The organism is Paenibacillus sp. J22R3 (genome assembly GCF_056269305.1).
Genome location: NZ_JBWDNS010000006.1, coordinates 117,175 through 135,101, shown reverse-complemented (window position 1 = coordinate 135,101; position 17,927 = coordinate 117,175). Strand labels below are relative to the sequence as shown.

The window sequence follows — 17,927 nt, the reverse complement described above, 5'->3', positions numbered from 1 at the left end:
AAATGAATGTAGAAATGAACTTAATCTATTAAGAGGAGAAGGATATATATAATATCCTTCTTAAATCTAGTATTAATTACTTGTAGATAATAAATATTACGTAGAAAAGAGGAAGTATAATGCAAGGAAAAAAGATTATGTTTGTGCTGCCACGACTGCACACAAACATTCTTCCTTTAATACGCTCTCTTGAGCGTAATCATATAAAGGTGAATATACTTGCTTTTTATTCCTATAAGGGCAAACATTCAGAAGATCATGATAATATTGATATTAACATTGTTGGTTTCTCTAAAGTTGTAAAATTTTTACCTGACTCTCAGAAATTGAGGTTCGGTATTCCATCATTTCTTTTGATTAAAAGAATTAGCCAAATAAAGCCTGATATAGTGATTGTTAGAGAGTTTCTACCTTCTGCTGCTATTGTACATTTATATTGTAAAATAATTGGTATACCTACATTGATGTATACACAAAAACCTTTATATGGATGGAAGCCAAGTCTATTGAGGCAAATCTATCAAACATTATTATTCCCCAAAAATGTATACACTACTTCTCCAGGGAATATTAATAATCATGAGATTAGTATACAAAAATATACATGGGGAAAAAAGTGGGAGTACGTGCCTTTTATGGCGGAAGTTTGTGTGAAAGCGAAACGACGCAGTTATTTTTATAATAACCAAATTAATATTTTATTAGTTGGGAAATTTACTGGAAGAAAAATGATATTGGAGTTTTTGAATGTATTCAATAAAATATGCAAAGAAAGTAAAGGTTTTCATCTTACGTTAGCGGGTACTATTTTAGATGAAGCTATCTTGGAACAAGCAAAGACATTTATTGATGTTAACCATTTACCTGTAAGCATTAAGTTATCAGTTCCCCATAATGAAATGACTGAATTATATCTAAAGAATGATGTTTTTGTTTTACCGGCAATTAGGGAGCCGGCATCCGTTTCACAACTTGAGGCAATGTGTCATGGATTAGCTGTTTTATGTAGTAATGATAATGGTACTGCTTACTATATACAGCCTGGTAAGAACGGTGAGGTATTTGACTCTGGAAATTTTTATGAGGATTTAGAAGAAAAGTTACGATGGATTCTAGAAAGCAAAGAGAGGATACGAGAATTGGGGCAAAATAGTATTAAAATTGTAGAAGAGAATCATAGTATTAATAATTTTATTTCTTATTTAAATAATTCGGTGTATGAAAACAGTAAAACTTAGCATAATTAAACGTGTACTTTCCTTTAATATGCTTTTGAAATATTTCTAACAGGGTGATCAATTTTGTGGAAAATTAAAGGTTCCTTAAAGAGTACTTTTTTAAAAAGCGTATTAATGATAACTGGAGGTACGGCATTCGCTCAGATTATAGGCTTGACTCTTCAACCGGTTATCACAAGATTGTATACTCCTGAACAATATGGAATAATATCAGTTTTTACAGCTATTCTACTTGTTGTTAATATTCTTGGTTCTATGAATTATGAAATGGGTGTCCCAATTGCAGATAGTGATGAAAAAGCAGTAAATGTATTATCATTGAGCCTAATCACATTGCTTTTTTTTACTAGTACAACAACTTTGATTTTCTTCTTTTTTGGTGATAATTTTTTAATGATATTCAATGGCGAAATGTTAATTGAGTATAAGTACTTTATTCCATTCGGTGTTTTTTTAGTAGGTTTGTATAATATCTTTACTCAATGGGCATATAGAAAAAAGAATTTTAAAGTAATTACAAAAACAAAATTCACCCAAGCATTATCACAGATGTTAATTAGTATTGGATTTGGTTTTGTGGGAATAGGAGCCATAGGTCTAATAATAGGTAGAATCTTTGGACAGAGTGCAGGAATCTACAATTTATTTTACTCTTTTATTAAAAAAGATCGTCATTTATTTAGAGATGTTAGGAAGAAAGAAATCTTTTGGGCTGCTAAACGATATATTAATTACCCTTTATTTACTACGCCGAGAAGATTTTTGGGAGATAGCACCATTTCATTGCCGTTGATATTTCTTACTTCTTTGTATGGTAGTCATACTGTAGGCTTATTTGGCCTAGCTAATAGTGTTATTCAACTCCCGATGAATTTAATTGGTGGATCTGTTAGTAATGTATTCTATGCAGAAAGTGCTTCATTAAGGAGTACTAATTCACAAAAAGTAAAAGACCTATCTAATAAATTGTTGAAATACATGATTTTAATTGGGATAGCCCCTTTAATAATCTTGATATGGCAAGGTCCATTTTTATTTTCTTTTGTCTTTGGCAGCGTTTGGGAGGATGCAGGCGTGTATGCTTCCTTACTCTCAGTAGCGGTGTTTTCTAGACTAATTTTTAAACCAGTTAGTAATATATTTGATATTTATGAAAAACAGAAGTTAGCGCTACTTCTAAATACATTTAGAATATTTTTAGTTTTAATTGTTTTCGGAGTATCGAAGGTCTTGTCTTTGAATTCCTATTGGGCTGTAGGATTATACAGTATCTCAGAGTCTACAATATCCTTCATACAATTTTTACTAGCTCAAAAAATATTGAATAATGAAATAAATAAGTTAAGAACAGAAAGTTAATTATATAATTTAATCTCTCATGTAAAGGAGGACGCAATTTATGAAAAAAATAGCAGTAGCAGGAACAGGTTACGTTGGTCTAGTAGCCGGCGTTTGTTTTGCCGAAATGGGCCAACAAGTGACTTGTGTCGATATAGATGTGAAGAAAGTCGATTTAATGAAATCTGGCATTTCTCCGATTTATGAAACTGGATTAGAAGAGCTAATGCGTAAGAACTATGCAGCTGGAAGAATTAATTATTCTACTGATTATAAATCAGCATATAAAGATGCAGATGCTATTTTTATAGGTGTTGGTACTCCGGAGCAACCTGATGGTTCAGCCAATCTCTCTTACATAGCAACGGTTGCAAGGCAAATTGCGGAGTCAGTAGAAAAAGATTGTCTCGTGGTGGTGAAATCCACAGTTCCAGTAGGTACAAATGATAAAGTTGAACAATTCATACATGACTTCTTAGTCAATGATGTGAGAGTAGAAGTAGCATCCAACCCTGAATTCTTAGCACAAGGTTCTGCGGTACGTGATACGCTGCATGCCGACAGGATTGTTATTGGAACGGAAAGCAAATGGGCCGAAGAGCTCCTACAGAAGATCTATGAACCATTTAATTTACCTATAGTTTCTGTTAACCGGAGATCTGCAGAGATGATTAAGTATGCTTCAAATGATTTCCTTGCTCTTAAAATATCCTATATGAATGACATCGCGAATCTTTGTGAGTTAGTCGGAGCGGATATTCAAGATGTTGCAAAAGGGATGAGCTTCGATGATCGAATTGGCAATAAATTCTTAAATGCTGGCATTGGCTATGGGGGTTCATGTTTCCCAAAAGATACAAAGGCATTAGAGTATATTGCAAAGCAGCATAGTTACGAATTAAGAACCGTTAAAGCTGCTATAGATGTAAACAATGACCAAAAAACGCTCTTGTATAAAAAGGCAAGTAAGCGTCTAATTACTTTCAATGGCCTAAAGGTAGCAGTACTAGGTCTTACATTTAAACCAGGTACAGATGATTTGAGAGAAGCTGCTTCTCTTGTGAACGTTCCCTTATTATTAGAGCAAGGTGCAGATATTTATGCTTATGATCCTGTAGGAAAAGTGAACTTCTCCAAAGTTTATCCTGAAGGCGAGCATGGTAGAGGTACCATAACGTATGTTGATAGTGTAGAAGCTGCTCTAGAAGATGCGAATGTCTGCTTTATCTTCACCGAATGGGGAGAGATAAAAGCCATTTCAGCAGGAGCTTATAAGTCGTTGATGCGAACTCCGTTAGTTTATGACGGCAGAAATTTGTATCAAGTTGATGCGATGAAAGATTCAGGTGTAGAATATCACTCCGTGGGCAGAACACCTGCACACAGAGAAGTTAGCAAGGAGTCGAAGAGCCTTGAACTTCAAACCTTTGGATCCTAGTAAAGTGTACCTTATTACCGGAGCCGCAGGATTTATTGGATTTTTCTTATCTAAAAAGCTTCTAGATCAGGGATGTCGAGTAATTGGTATTGATAATATCAATGATTACTATGATGTGAATCTTAAGCATACTCGATTGGAACAACTTCAAGCTTTTGAGAAATTCACGTTTATCAAAGCCGATATCTCTGATAAAACAATAATTACTGCAATATTTGAAGAACATAAACCAAACTATGTAGTGAATTTAGCTGCTCAAGCAGGCGTTCGTTATTCCATTGAGAATCCGGATGTATATATTCAAAGCAATATTATAGGGTTCTTTAATATCCTTGAAGCCTGCAGATCGTATCCGGTTGAACATCTCGTTTATGCTTCATCTAGCTCGGTATATGGTGCGAATAAGAAAGTGCCTTTCGAAGAAACAGATATGGTTGATACTCCTGTATCGCTATACGCATCTACCAAGAAATCAAACGAGCTAATGGCGTATACATATAGTCATTTGTATAACATTCCGGCTACGGGACTACGATTCTTCACGGTGTATGGTCCTATGGGTCGCCCGGATATGGCCTATTTCGGATTTGCGGATAAGTATTTTGCTGGCCAACCTATTCACATTTATAATAACGGCGATTTTGATAATGACCTATATCGGGACTTCACGTATGTAGACGATATTGTAATAGGCATCGAACGTCTGCTAAGTAATTCGCCTACTGAGTCTGTTCCGCACAAGGTGTATAATATCGGAAACAACAAACCTGAGAAGCTTATGAGCTTTATAGAAACATTAGAAACGGCTCTAAGCAAGGCATCTGGTAAAGAAGTGTTATTTGAAAAGGTGTTTGAACCAATCAAACCTGGTGATGTGCCAGCAACCTATGCATCTACAGATATGTTACAACAAGCTGTAGGATTTAAACCGGAGACCCCAATTGAAGAAGGATTGCAAAAGTTTGCGAACTGGTATGTGGATTATTATGGGTTAACAAGGAGAGAAACCACATGAAAGTTCGGAAAGCTATTATACCTGCAGCAGGACTAGGGACGAGATTCCTTCCGGCAACTAAGGCGCAACCGAAGGAAATGCTTCCAATCGTGGACAAGCCTACGCTTCAATATATTATTGAAGAAGCGGTAGAGTCCGGGATTGAAGAGATATTGATCATAACTGGTCGAAACAAGAAAAGCATTGAAGACCATTTCGACAAATCCGTCGAATTGGAATTGGAACTAGAGTCCAAAGGTAAGCTTGATTTGTTAAAACAAGTTAGAGGCATTTCGGATATGGTGAATATTCATTATATTCGTCAGAAAGAGCCTAAAGGGTTAGGTCATGCCATTCATTGCGCCAAAAGCTTCATAGGTAATGAACCGTTCGCTGTTATGCTAGGTGATGATATTGTTGATAATCCTAAGCCTTGTCTAATGCAGATGATGGAAATCTATGATGAATATAAGACCACTATTCTAGGTGTTCAAGAAATTGCACATGAAGATGTCAGCAAGTACGGAATTGTTGAAGGTAAGCATATCGAAGATCGGATCTACAAAGTAAAGGGTCTGGTTGAGAAGCCATCTGTGGAAGACGCGCCTTCCAATATAGCCATCCTAGGGAGATACGTCATTACTCCGACTATATTTGAAATTTTGGAATGTACAAAGCCTGGTAAGGGCGGAGAAATTCAGCTTACAGATGCACTTAAAGTCCTTGCACAAAAAGAAGCTATGTATGCTTATACCTTCGAAGGAAGACGGTATGATGTTGGTGATAAGCAAGGTTTCTTGCAAGCAACTGTAGAGTTTGCTCTTAAACGAGAAGACCTGAGAGATGAGTTTCTGGAGTATTTAGTGCAGATAACCGAGAAGGAAAGTAAGAAGAAAGCAGCTGTTATGTAGTGATATATAGATTCAACTGAGCTCTAGCAAGGTTATTAATAATAATGAGTTTTTCTAAGAAGAGGTGCAGACGAATGTTAAACCGCAAAGCTAGTAAACTAACGGTATCCTTTTTATTATCCGCAGCAATATTACTTACGATTCAATCCATTGTTGCAGCAGCTCCATCAGCTGCACTCAAAGTTAAGACAAGCTCCTTCAACATGGTCTTCGACGGTAAGACGCTTGTGCTTCCGGACGGACAATATGTATTCGCTGTTAATGGTACATCCTACGTGCCGCTGCGCTTCGTATCTTATGCCCTGCAGAAGAGCGTGCAGTGGGATGCTAAGGCTTCCCAGGTTACTGTGGCAAATCCGAATAAGCAGGAAGCTGTTGTATTGAAGGACTACCTTACTAATGTCATTGCACATGGTAATGAAGTGTCTGCTAAGGGCGGTGTATCCGTACAGCTTACACCGAAGAGTGTGAAGGTTGTTGTGGATGGTAAAACGAAAGTGATACCTGCTGGACAGTCCGGTTACATTGTTAATGGTGCGTTGTATGTGCCCGTACGCTTCATGTCGGAAGCGGTAGGAACGGCGATTCAGTGGGATCCGGTGAAGAAGCAAGTATCGGCTGAGTCGGCTGCTTATCGGGCTGAGCATGGCTCGCAAGGTAATAACGGAGGTACGGGTGGCACTGGTACTGGCTCTACTGGCGGTACTAACGGCGGGTCGACAGGTGGCTCTACTGGCGGTGGAACTGGACCGGTTAAACCATCTTACGAGTCTATCACGGCTAATGCGCAGTCGCGGCTGACTAACCTGCAGAATAGCTGCCAAGCGTCATTGATGGATATTGGCATCCAATACATCAGCACGGATGATGCGAAGCTGAAGGAAAAGCTGAAGAATCAAGGCTATGCCAAGCTTGATGCGTGCACAGCTTCCTTTAATACAATCGTAGGTGAAGTTGAAACGCAGCTGAAGGCGAATGGTTATAGTACGGCTGTCATTGCGGACTACCGTAAAGAGTTTAATAGCCAAGTTGAGGCCGGTAGAGAGATCATGAAGGGCATGGCCTAAACAGACTGAACAAACAAAACGACTGCTCTCAGTGGATACTGATTGCAGTCGTTTTGTTTGCTAGAACTCTTCAAAGATATTCATCCAGCCCATAATTGCAATGATCATGATTGTCCAGAAGAAGCTGCTAATCAACGTGCCCCAGAAGAGTCCTACCCAAAACCTTTTATATGATTCTTGATCCATCTCTATAAGCCACACTTCTTGTTTTAGTGAGAAGTATAGACAGGATCTAGATGTTATAAACGTGGATGAGATAAACGGTTTTAGCTGCCAACACGCCGTCTTTGCTTGGACCACATCTTTACCCACAGATAGTTGTCGTCATCGCGGTAAAACCGTACACCAATCAATTTCAAGGGTGACCATACTTCTTTGAAATAGTAATTTGGCATTCCTTCTACCTCCCTGTAGATATATTAAATATCATACTAAGGTACTGGTGCGGAGTATGTCGCAATCTGTCGAGAACCTAAAGAAATTTTAAAAAAAGTATGAGGAATATATTAGCGAAGAAGCAAAAAATATAGCGAAAGCTAGGTGTGTAAAGGGTTTTATCGAATTCTAGGAAAATAGGATCATTTTGGGTCATATGAACTATATGATAAATGCGTAAATTCATAAAGGGACTTATGTGCATGCACATAAGTCCCTTCGTTTTAAAACTAGAATAGAGTCCGGTTTAGTTAATGCTGTCTACATAAATACTTCCGCTCCAAGCGCCGGTTGTGACGAGCTCAACGCCGATGTTCTTGATCGGAGTGGCTGCGCCGGAAGGGATGGTTAAGGTGATCGTGTTCCATGCATTCTTCGTCAAGCTGGCATAAGTTTTATAAGTGCCGTACCAGGTCCAGTTATTGCTTTGGACATAAGGCTGGACGGATGCGATGGCAGCGCCGCTTGGCACCCAGACGCGGAAGGAAAGTGTTGTGTTCGCGCTTAGGCCGCTTGGATTATCGAGCTGCGCATAGTAGGTAGCAACGCCAGTTGCGCTGGAGGTCATTTTCAGGGAATAGCTGCCGGCATAAGCACGGTCAGTGCTTGCAGATACGGCTAGACCGTTTCGACCGAAGAAGCTTTGCAGGGAGTTGTTTTCAAAATTGAACTTAGCGCTATCGCCTGTCGCTGGCGGGAACACCAGATTGTAGTGAGCGTCACGGAAAGCTTGCGTAGCAGGTCCTAGGTTCGTGATGCTGCCATTGGCATCAACTCCGTTAGAGGTCCAAGGCATGACGCCTGCGTATCCGTTAGTGTACGCATTCGCGAAATCGCTTGTAATGGTGTGACCGGTGGAACCAAGCGCCGGGGATTCGCCAATGACGACAGGGCGGTCATGGACGATGCCGAACGCGGTAGGCGTCATGTAGAAGGGGATGCCGAAGTAAGGGTCTTGCCAGCCATAGTAGTGAGGAGAGTAGAAGTCGACCTTCGCGAGCGTGTTGCTGACCTGGGCTTGCAGGGCAGCATCGCTGATTTTGTTGCCGGTGGAGCCGGATTGGGTGGCGCTGTTATACTTGACCATGCCTAAGCCAACTGTGGTTAGAATGTTGCTGTTCTGATGGATTGCGACGGCTGCTTTGGCAAAATACGTCTGTAGGCGAGCCCATGCGATTTGACCGGCTGCAGCGTCTTCATACACCCAGTCCGGCTCGTTCATGAGGTCGATGGACCAGAGCCATGGGTTGGTCTTGTAGCGATTCACGAATGGAATGACGTAATTGTTGACGTAGGTGTCAATATTGGCGTTCGTGCTGAGCATGTTGCGCCAGCTGTTGTAGCTGGTGTGGGTGTTCTTGAAATGGTCGAAGGACATCAGGGTTGCCATGACATAGACGCCGCGATTTTGCGCGATTTGGAATAGGCTGTCGAGGTTGTTCCAGTGAGCGGTAGTTGCACCGGATACGACACCGCTGCTGTTGATGTTGATGCCGACTTCGCCATCGCAGGTAATCCAGATTCGCGTGGAGTTAATGCCGTTGTTGCGCAGCGTCTGGAAATGGTTATCCCACCACGTGTAGTCGAAGGAGCCGCCAAAATCATTCCAGCTGTTCCACGGCGTGTTGGCCCCATTTATGAAGATCTGCTGACCGCCTGCATAGAAGTTCGTACCGGTAATCGTAATGCGATCGCCATACGCCGCCCCGGCTGAGGACGGTAAGACTAGTGCGCCAAACAGCATTGCAAGTGACAAACACAGAGACATGAAGCGTGAATTCTTCCTCATTAAGTTCACTCCTCTCATATGTAAAGCGCTTACATAACTATTTTTTACCATTATCGATAATCCGCATAGAGAAGTTTGTTATGAGAAGGGGGGAAACAGGTCCTTTAATGGTAGGAATTTTGCAATCTGGATTCGGAATAGAACATATAGAATAAAAAAACTCTCAGGACCTGTTCACCAAGCTGGATAATTCTTTCCTCGGCCTTGAACTGAAATACTCGAAAATCCCCATCTCATCTAATCCTTCAAATTATAGAAAAGGTTAGGTTCCGCACTTAATCACACTGAGCTATTCCCAGAAAGTCAACGTGAGGTTTCAGAATATCGATCGCGTGAGTATCGGATGCAATCACGTTTGATTCTATTGATCTCACGCACTAATTGATTTTTGGTTCTATGTCCAGTACTTGTGGATTCATTAATGATCTCTTGGTTGAACACAGCATCCCTTCCTTTTGAACAAAAATAACCATCCCTTTTCGAGATGGTCTTTTAGTCACAGTATACTCCTACTACGTCTTACTTACGTTTACCGATTTTTTAAGAGGTGTCATGTAATTAGTTAATGTTCTTCCGAATTTTATCGAAGGAATTTCAACGTATTTATAAGAAAGGTAAGAAATCAATATTGAGCATGTAATGGTGGTAATTAGAATAATATAATTCGGCACTAGATCATTTAAAGTATGGATTAAAGTGAGAAGTATTAAACAATGGTACAGGTATAAACTGTATGAAATTTTACCTAAAAAACGGATTGGTTTTTTTAGTAAAAACTTCGACACATTTGAGTTCGCTAATGAAATTATGATTAATAACGAACCTCCAATTACTACAAAGAAATTGTCAAGCATTCCCCTTAAAAACATGTCTGCGCCAGGTGCTAAGGCGTTTACAGCGAACGATGGTTTCGCGTAAATGTATAAAAAGATTGCACCTAATAATAACAAATATATGTATTTAAACTTAATCATTTTTTCAAGTAGAACGTCCTTATGTTTTGCTAATACTGCCCCTGTTATAAACACATGGGCGTAATATATTGTACTCACAAAACTTGTTGAACTGCTCGGATCAATAAGGATATTCAAAACTAAGCTCATTACAATAGTACTAATGATAAATAGTAAATTTCTTTTAATGCCATTCCTTAACACTAACCAAATAATTAAGGGAAAAAGGATTGATATTCGCATTTCATGTATTAATGACCAGATAACAGGACTTACAACGCCATTATTATAATCGCCTATTAGTATCACGTGTTGAAGAAACGAGGATACAGTGAATGGCTCGTTCCATCTACTATTAAACCATTCACTATAACCTTCAATATTGCCGGAGTAAAATAAGGTGCCAGCGAGAAATGATAATGTGATTGCTATCCAGAAAGGGAAGTAAATTCTCAGAACCCTCTTAGTGAGATAAGTCTTGTAACTCACTTGATTCCCCGCTATGAATGGGAGAGATAAAACAAAACCGCTAAGTAAAAAGAATAAGGTAACGGCCTCAGAAGCAGCTATCATTGGTCTTAAGGGACCAAATTCTATTAATTTTGTCCATAAGTTACTTTGGAACAGACTTAGTAAATGGCCAAACAAGACTGCAACAGCCGCCAATCCTCTTAATGAATCCAATTCCTCATAGCGTTTCAAGAATAACTCTCCCTTTTATTAATTCATGTAGGACGACGAGACGTGAAAGTGGTGTAGTTAGTTTATTGTTGAGCTAAATAACCCCTCTTTATTTTTGTTTCCTGCTCCGAATGATGCCTTAGTCAAGTTTAACGATGATATTACCGGTTGTGTTCTTTTGTACGCAACGTAAAGCGCTACAATAATTAACACGGGGACCCACTGTTCTCTTCGAACGAAAGGTCCTGAAATCATGGTTTGAGTTAATCTTACGCATGCATAGATGAATAGAAATGTTATTAATCGACGATTAAAAACGTTCTGTGCCCATTCCGATTTTATCAACCTTTTTGCATAGATTACCGGAAATAAAAGGTAAATTAAGACGCCTAATAATCCGAAAATACCTGTCTCTGCCGCAGCGGCAATAATAGTATTGTGGATATTGACGTGATGGATGTTGTGAAGCTTGAATTGGTCAAAACCAGTGCCGACAAAGATATTGTCCAAGAATGCATTGATACCAATGAAGTTCAAGTCCGTACGGGTTGAAAAGCTACCGATTTCACCATCACTACGCTCTAACCTGGTCTGTATTATTTCAGGTGCGAACTGGATTAAAGTACTTGAATCTTTAAAGAAAAAGTAAACCGTCGCTAAAATTATTCCAAATGTAATTAGTGCTCTAATAAGTATCTTTTTTTTGGATCCAAAAGCACCAACTATGAACAGAATGCCGCATAGAGTGAATATTGAACCGAATGATCCGGATAGTATAATCGTGTACATTGAAGCAAGAGCCAGCAACCACCAAACCATTTTTCGAGGTCTAGTCTGAGCCATATACATTAATATAGTCGTTGAAATCGCCATGTTAATACCGAGCGCTGTCGATAATCCATAAAACCCCTGATACCTACCATTAAGCGATTTAATCTCCCCATCAAGTCCAGTAAACACTCCGAATGAAGATGCACAAACTAAAACTGATGTAATAATGTACGGAATTAACCAAATTTTTAATATTCTTACCCCATTTTCTGCCTCTCCATCAACAAGATAATCAATAACTGTCATCAATACAGTAAGGATAAATACATATTGAAGAAAAGTGGACAACGAGTTAGCGATATCTGCAGTTCTTGATAGTGAAAGGAATGTTCCCAGTCCAATTAGGAAAGTAGAAAAAATTGTTATCTTGTACCTAGAATTAATTACATAAAGAATTGAACTACCGTTCATAACCTTTTCTGCACAAATAAAACAGAAGGCTGATGCGTACATCACATCACTGAAGCTAAGATTGATGTTTACCCCTGGGATAATTTGAAACACATTAAGAATGGAACCTAATGTAAATAATATCCAAACAATTCTTTTGATACAATCACCGCTTTTTCGACATTTTTACCAAAATAGTAACATTGTTACTAAGCGATGTGCAACCTTTTAATTTGGTGTTGTACTGAATGATCCATCTTTATTACGATTCCAGCACTGAACGATGTCGATGTTCCGGCTTGCGTATATATATAATTCAGCGACATCGTTACGCAAGTGTTGTTATGAATGTTAGCGTGTGCTGCCTTGTCCAAGCGTATTGCAGATCCAATAGATGACCCGTTAACGGTATAACCGCCAACTAGCTTGTTACCTGAAACATTAACATCGGTTGAAGTGAATACGGTTGTATCATTACCGAACCGATCCTTATACCTGATGCGGCAAAACGGTAAATACCAATATTCCTTCAATAATAAACAGCATATTATCTGAGTTAGCCTAGAGGTGTTACCGCTAATGATGAGCTTTTCAGCATCATCATTAACCGTTATCCCTCTATTATTGTTGCAGACCTGGTTGTTACTAAGAGTGAATTTCTTAGCAGCCGCGATGGTGAAGATAGCGGCGGATGTTGCCGTACAACTTTTCATTGTATTTATCTTCGCGTCAGTGTCTACATTGCCAACAATAAAATACCCGTCGAATATACATTGATAATTTTCTAATCTCTAATTGCTTCATACGGTCCGGCGCATATCTATCCGCCGCCGCTAATATTTAGGAATAGACAGTTTTGAAAAGTGACATTTTCAAAAATAAATAGAGTTATTTGGCACTAAATCAGCTCCTGCTTGAGGAGAGGTTCATTATGTATTTGAAAACGTACAGTTGTGGAAGTACCACGTCTCATGTGCTACAATAGACACTCCCTGTCTTCGATTATTAAGAAAAACGCAATTACATGCAGTGACGTTCTTCGTATGAATCTCTACTCTACCCACAAGATCAGACCCGATATATTCCATTATCTCCAACTATCATGGAGACATTAGATTTTTGATTTATGATGATCTTATACAATTTGAAGTTGTTAGGTACAATCACCAGTCTCGCATTTGCGAACCTTAACCGTGTAGTACTTTTAACATCAATGGCAATTCCCCCAGACACGGAGCCACTTATTTTGGAGTCTCAGGTTGGAAACAACACTTCTCCACCACTTGAAGGAACTGCTTTTAAGGCGTTCTGATGAGTGTAATGCTGTTGACAGCCCCCGTCAGCTCCGAACGACCTGACAGACAGCGCAATATCCGCCAACTGCGCAACAACATCAGATCAATCTGTATCTAGATGTGCTGGGCAAGCTGTGTCCGTTGAAAGCACGCGAGAGTGGAGGGCATTAGCCGACAGCGTATTTACTCAGCTTTTGAAACAATATCGATTATGTATTCAGGACAAATAGGCTGCTCTACCATAATTTATAATAGGTTATTATTGCATAAAATTTCCATTAGCAGTACATTCTAATGGGGAAAACCTGCAGATTCTGGCCATTTTTGTAAAAAGGAAGCGCATCCAACTACATCATAGACGCAAGTGGCAGGGTTTGTTATAATTGTGAGGGAAAATTGACCAAGGCGTCAGCACCTATCCCGCCCTATAGACTCATACCCATGGAGGCGAATTGTGTGGAGAAGTACATCAACAATTACGTGATTGTGGCGATCTTCATTCTTCTCGGTATCCTGCTTCCGGTGGTTGCTTTGGCTGTCGGCCGTTTGCTGCGTCCGCACAAACCGAATGAAGAGAAGAAGACCACTTACGAGAGCGGGAATGAGCCCGTTGGTGAGGGTCAGGTCCGTTTTAATGTGCGTTACTACTTGTTCGCGCTCATGTTCGTTATCTTTGATGTCGAAACCGTTTTCCTATACCCTTGGGCCGTTGCGTATAAGCAGCTCGGCTTATTTGTGCTTGTTGAAATGGCCATTTTCACAGGATTATTGTTAATTGGACTACTCTACGCCTGGAAGAAGAAGGTGCTCAAATGGAATTCAATTTAGAGTCAATTACGCCCGAGGAACGCAAGGAACTGGAACGCAACGTATTTATGGGGACGCTGGAGGAACTGAAGGCATGGGCTCGCAGCAACTCGCTTTGGCCGTTAACTTTTGGACTGGCGTGCTGCGCGATTGAGATGATGGGTACGGGCGCATCCCACTATGACTTGGATCGATTCGGCGTCATGTTCCGCACATCGCCGCGTCAGTCGGACGTGATGATTGTGGCGGGTACGGTCACGAAGAAGATGGGACCGCTGCTTCGCAGGCTTTATGATCAGATGCCTGAGCCCAAATGGGTTATTGCCATGGGTTCATGCGCAACCGCTGGCGGACCGTATGTGAAGTCCTACGCGGTCATGAAGGGCGTCGATCAGATTGTCCCTGTTGATGTGTACATACCGGGCTGTCCGCCGAATCCCGCAGCACTTATCTATGGAATTAATAAACTTCAAGAGAAGATCCGCTACGAGGCGAAGACCGGGAAGCGGGTGACGAATCGATGAGCGATGATAAGATGAGCGATGATAAAGAGAAGGAACTTCAGCAGAAAGAACAGCCTGCGGAATCAGAGCAGTCGGGGAGCGAAGCCGCTGTGGAGTCGAAGCCGGAGCAGCCGGTGAGCGAGAACACTGCGGAGTCGCAGCCGGCAGCAGCGACCAGCGAACAAGCTGCCGAGCCTGCAGTGGCAGCGCCGGCAAGTGAGCCGACAGCGCAGCCGGCGGCCGCAGCTCCGGTGAGCGAGCCAGCGGCTGAGCCGGCGGCACCAGCAGCGAGCGAACCCGCTGCTGTGGAGCAAGCGCCCGCCGCGCCGACCGTGCCAACTGCTGCGGAGCAAGCAGCTGTTGATCCGGAGCGCGAAGCGAAGCTGAAAGCTGCCGCCGAAGCGCGCGCGGCACGAGCCGCGGCTAAGGCCGCTGCCGAAGGCGAAGGAGGCATTGCTGCTCCGGCCGGCGATGTCGATGCGGAGAAGGCGGCGAAGATCAAAGCTGCCGAGGAAGCGCGCGCGGCTAGGGCAGCAGCCAAAGCAGCTGCAGAGAGCGAAGCTGCTCCGGCTGAGCCGAAGCCTCCTTCACCGAAGCAACCGCAGCTCGATGAAGCTGCTGCCCTCATACGTTCAATCGTTTCTGATGATGCCATCGTGGAAGCCTACATAAATGAAATAAACGGCCATATGCCGACGCTGGTCATTCGGACGGATCGTCTGCTTGAGAGTGCCGAGCTGTTAAAGTCGCATGAAACGCAACAATTTGATTACTTGCGGAACTTATCCGGCGTCGATTATGAGACGCATCTGGAAACCGTGTATCATCTGGTATCGCTGCAAGCGAAGCGGGAGATAACGGTGAAAGTGAAGACCGATCGCGACAATCCGCAAATTCCGTCTGTCGTTCCTATTTGGAATACGGCCAACTGGAATGAGCGCGAGGTGTACGATTTGCTCGGCATTGATTTTCCGGGTCATCCCGACCTGCGCCGCATCATGATGCCGGACGATTGGGTGGGGTACCCGCTGCGCAAAGATTACGAACCGCTAGACCCGGAGGTGTGATGAGCCGTGATTCGTACAGAAGAACTGCTGCTTAACGTCGGCCCACAGCATCCCAGCACGCACGGCGTATTCCGTATTGTCGTCAAGTTGGACGGCGAAGTCATCACGGAAGCAACGCCTGTCATGGGATACCTGCACCGTGGGACTGAGAAGCTTGCGGAGGATTTGAACTATACTCAAATCATTCCTTATACCGATCGGATGGATTATGTCTCGGCGATGACAACCAACTATGTACTCTGCCATGCGGTAGAGACGATGATGGAGCTTGAAATTCCGGAGCGGGCAGAGTTTATGCGACTGATCGTGATGGAGCTGCAGCGAGTAGCCAGCCACTTGGTGTGGTGGGGCACGTACCTGCTTGATATCGGCGCCATGAGTCCGTTCCTCTTCGCATTCCGCGACCGCGAGATCATTATCAATTTGTTTAATGAGCTATGCGGCGCACGATTAACGTACAACTACATGCGCGTTGGCGGGGTCAAATGGGATGCGCCTCCCGGCTGGATCGACAAGGTGCGCGAGTTTATCCCGTACATGGAAGGCAAGCTTGGCGAGTATGACAGACTCATCAGCGGTAACGAAATCTTCCTGGCACGGATTAAAGGCATTGGCCGCTACGATGCGCAAACCGCGATTGATTATGGACTCTCCGGTGCGAATTTGCGTTCCACAGGCGTCGACTGGGATTTGCGCAAAGCAAAGCCGTACAGCTTGTACGACCGCTTCGAATTCGATGTGCCGGTCGGTAAAAATGGCGATTGCTATGATCGTTATCTGATCCGCCTAGAGGAGATTCGCCAATCGCTTCGTATCTTAAAACAAGCCGTGGAACAATTCCCGTCATCAGGCGATGTTATGGGCAAGGTTCCCCGCGTTATACGGCCTCCGGCCGGCGAGCTCTATGTCGCGATCGAATCGCCGCGAGGCGAGATCGGCTGTCATATCGTCTCCAAAGGCAAAGCGGAGCCGTACCGCCTTAAATTCCGTCGCCCTTCCTTCGTGAACCTGCAAATCTTGCCGAAGCTGCTAGTCGGGGAAACCATGACGAACCTCATTACCATTCTGGGCGGCATTGATATTGTCGTAGGGGAGGTTGACTGCTAATGGGAGCTTGGCTCGAAGAAACGCTTACGTGGGGCAACGCGCTGCTGTTCTTCCTGTGGGGCGTCATCCTGCTCGTGATTGTACTCGGCTTCGTGACCTATGCGATCTTCTTCGAACGCAAGGTTATCGGCTGGATGCAATTCCGGATTGGTCCTAACCGCGTTGGCCCTTGGGGGCTGCTGCAATCGGTAGCCGATATTACGAAGCTGCTGATCAAAGAAGATACGATTCCGCGCAAAGCGGATCGGCTGCTGTTCATTCTCGCTCCTGCACTTGCTTATGTGCCTGCTTTTGCCGTGCTGGCGGTTATCCCGTATACGCAAAAGCTTTATTTTGCCGACATTAACGTGGGCTTGCTCTATTATGTGGCGCTGTCTGGGATCTCGACCATTGCGATCGTACTGGGCGGCTGGTCGTCCAATAACAAATACGCGCTGCTCGGCGGCATGCGCTCCGCAGCACAAATGATCAGCTACGAAGTCCCGCTTGTCATCTCCGTAGTCGGCGTTATCATGATGTCTGGCTCGCTCAACCTTCGCTCCATTGCGGAGCAGCAAGGCGATTGGTTCTGGCAGTGGAATTTCATTCCGCAAATTATCGGCTTCGTGATCTTCGTGATCGCTGCGGTGTCGGAGCTCAACCGTACGCCGTTTGACTTGCCGGAGGCCGAATCGGAGCTTGTGGCCGGTTACCACGTTGAATACAGCGGCTTCCGTTTTGCCTTCTTCATGCTGACAGAGTACGTGTACGTGTATGCCATTGCGGCACTCACGACCGTATTGTTCCTTGGCGGCTGGCATGCACCGGCACCGTTCCTCACTTGGATTCCGGGGATCATCTGGTTCCTGCTTAAGTTCTCGGCAATTGTCTTCTTCTTGTTCTGGATCCGGGCATCGATGCCGCGTATCCGAGTGGATCAGTTGATGGGACTGGGCTGGAAGGTGCTGCTGCCGGTAGCCATCCTGAATGTGTTTCTGACGGCGGTGTATATGGAGTTGTTCGTGAAGTAAGCTTCTGACTTGGGAGTGCTGAGGACTCTGAGAGAAGTGTCTCTAGCAAATATGGCAGTAACGTTCAGGAGGG

General features: G+C 43.0%; 16 protein-coding genes. 11 read left to right on the top strand and 5 right to left on the bottom strand.

Annotation, left to right across the window (positions count from 1 at the left end):
• Positions 1-119 precede the first annotated feature (119 nt).
• The 6 genes from AC0YN4_RS24170 (at position 120) to AC0YN4_RS24145 (ending at position 6,986) form a co-directional block, all read left to right on the top strand.
• On the top strand, positions 120-1,238 hold the full coding sequence (locus tag AC0YN4_RS24170; RefSeq protein ID WP_475836995.1) for a glycosyltransferase family 4 protein: 1,119 nt from the start codon (positions 120-122) through the stop codon (positions 1,236-1,238).
• Positions 1,239-1,301: 63 nt separating this feature from the next.
• Positions 1,302-2,597, top strand: a complete 1,296-nt coding sequence (locus AC0YN4_RS24165) for a lipopolysaccharide biosynthesis protein (protein WP_475836994.1) — start codon at positions 1,302-1,304, stop codon at positions 2,595-2,597.
• A 40-nt stretch (positions 2,598-2,637) separates the two neighbouring features.
• Positions 2,638-4,014 (top strand): UDP-glucose dehydrogenase family protein, encoded by a 1,377-nt coding sequence (locus AC0YN4_RS24160; RefSeq protein WP_475836993.1) that lies wholly within the window; start codon positions 2,638-2,640, stop codon positions 4,012-4,014.
• Positions 3,989-5,029, top strand: a complete 1,041-nt coding sequence (locus tag AC0YN4_RS24155; RefSeq protein ID WP_475836992.1) for an SDR family NAD(P)-dependent oxidoreductase — start codon at positions 3,989-3,991, stop codon at positions 5,027-5,029. The genes AC0YN4_RS24160 and AC0YN4_RS24155 overlap by 26 nt, the downstream gene beginning before the upstream one ends.
• Complete coding sequence (gene galU / locus AC0YN4_RS24150) at positions 5,026-5,919, top strand: UTP--glucose-1-phosphate uridylyltransferase GalU (RefSeq protein ID WP_475836991.1); 894 nt, start codon at positions 5,026-5,028, stop codon at positions 5,917-5,919. Before AC0YN4_RS24155 ends, galU begins: the two co-directional genes overlap by 4 nt.
• Before the next feature lie 74 nt (positions 5,920-5,993).
• The gene (locus AC0YN4_RS24145; protein WP_475836990.1) at positions 5,994-6,986 is read left to right on the top strand and encodes a stalk domain-containing protein; all 993 of its coding nucleotides are present in this window, start codon (positions 5,994-5,996) and stop codon (positions 6,984-6,986) included.
• 60 nt (positions 6,987-7,046) lie between these two features.
• Here AC0YN4_RS24145 and AC0YN4_RS24140 read toward each other — a convergent pair whose 3' ends face one another.
• From AC0YN4_RS24140 to AC0YN4_RS24120, 5 genes are all read right to left on the bottom strand, one after another.
• The gene (locus AC0YN4_RS24140) at positions 7,047-7,172 is read right to left on the bottom strand and encodes a hypothetical protein (RefSeq protein ID WP_475836989.1); all 126 of its coding nucleotides are present in this window, start codon (positions 7,170-7,172) and stop codon (positions 7,047-7,049) included.
• 80 nt (positions 7,173-7,252) lie between these two features.
• On the bottom strand, positions 7,253-7,381 hold the full coding sequence (locus AC0YN4_RS24135; RefSeq protein ID WP_475836988.1) for a hypothetical protein: 129 nt from the start codon (positions 7,379-7,381) through the stop codon (positions 7,253-7,255).
• 287 nt (positions 7,382-7,668) lie between these two features.
• Positions 7,669-9,210, bottom strand: a complete 1,542-nt coding sequence (locus tag AC0YN4_RS24130; protein ID WP_475836987.1) for a hypothetical protein — start codon at positions 9,208-9,210, stop codon at positions 7,669-7,671.
• Positions 9,211-9,722: 512 nt separating this feature from the next.
• Positions 9,723-10,865 carry an acyltransferase family protein gene (locus AC0YN4_RS24125; RefSeq protein ID WP_475836986.1) on the bottom strand — a complete coding sequence of 381 codons (1,143 nt, stop codon included), beginning with the start codon at positions 10,863-10,865 and terminating at the stop codon, positions 9,723-9,725.
• A gap of 57 nt (positions 10,866-10,922) precedes the next feature.
• The gene (locus AC0YN4_RS24120) at positions 10,923-12,179 is read right to left on the bottom strand and encodes an O-antigen ligase family protein (RefSeq protein WP_475836985.1); all 1,257 of its coding nucleotides are present in this window, start codon (positions 12,177-12,179) and stop codon (positions 10,923-10,925) included.
• A 1,622-nt stretch (positions 12,180-13,801) separates the two neighbouring features.
• Here AC0YN4_RS24120 and AC0YN4_RS24115 point away from each other — a divergent pair.
• The 5 genes from AC0YN4_RS24115 to nuoH are packed head-to-tail and all read left to right on the top strand — an operon-like array spanning position 13,802 to position 17,854.
• Positions 13,802-14,188 (top strand): NADH-quinone oxidoreductase subunit A, encoded by a 387-nt coding sequence (locus tag AC0YN4_RS24115; RefSeq protein WP_090982453.1) that lies wholly within the window; start codon positions 13,802-13,804, stop codon positions 14,186-14,188.
• Positions 14,173-14,691 carry a NuoB/complex I 20 kDa subunit family protein gene (locus AC0YN4_RS24110; protein ID WP_090982261.1) on the top strand — a complete coding sequence of 173 codons (519 nt, stop codon included), beginning with the start codon at positions 14,173-14,175 and terminating at the stop codon, positions 14,689-14,691. Before AC0YN4_RS24115 ends, AC0YN4_RS24110 begins: the two co-directional genes overlap by 16 nt.
• Positions 14,688-15,737 (top strand): NADH-quinone oxidoreductase subunit C, encoded by a 1,050-nt coding sequence (locus AC0YN4_RS24105; RefSeq protein ID WP_475836984.1) that lies wholly within the window; start codon positions 14,688-14,690, stop codon positions 15,735-15,737. Before AC0YN4_RS24110 ends, AC0YN4_RS24105 begins: the two co-directional genes overlap by 4 nt.
• A gap of 6 nt (positions 15,738-15,743) precedes the next feature.
• On the top strand, positions 15,744-16,844 hold the full coding sequence (locus AC0YN4_RS24100; protein ID WP_475836983.1) for an NADH-quinone oxidoreductase subunit D: 1,101 nt from the start codon (positions 15,744-15,746) through the stop codon (positions 16,842-16,844).
• A complete protein-coding gene (gene nuoH, locus AC0YN4_RS24095; protein ID WP_475836982.1) occupies positions 16,844-17,854 on the top strand; it encodes an NADH-quinone oxidoreductase subunit NuoH in 1,011 nt (336 codons plus the stop codon). The genes AC0YN4_RS24100 and nuoH overlap by 1 nt, the downstream gene beginning before the upstream one ends.
• Positions 17,855-17,927 lie beyond the last annotated feature (73 nt).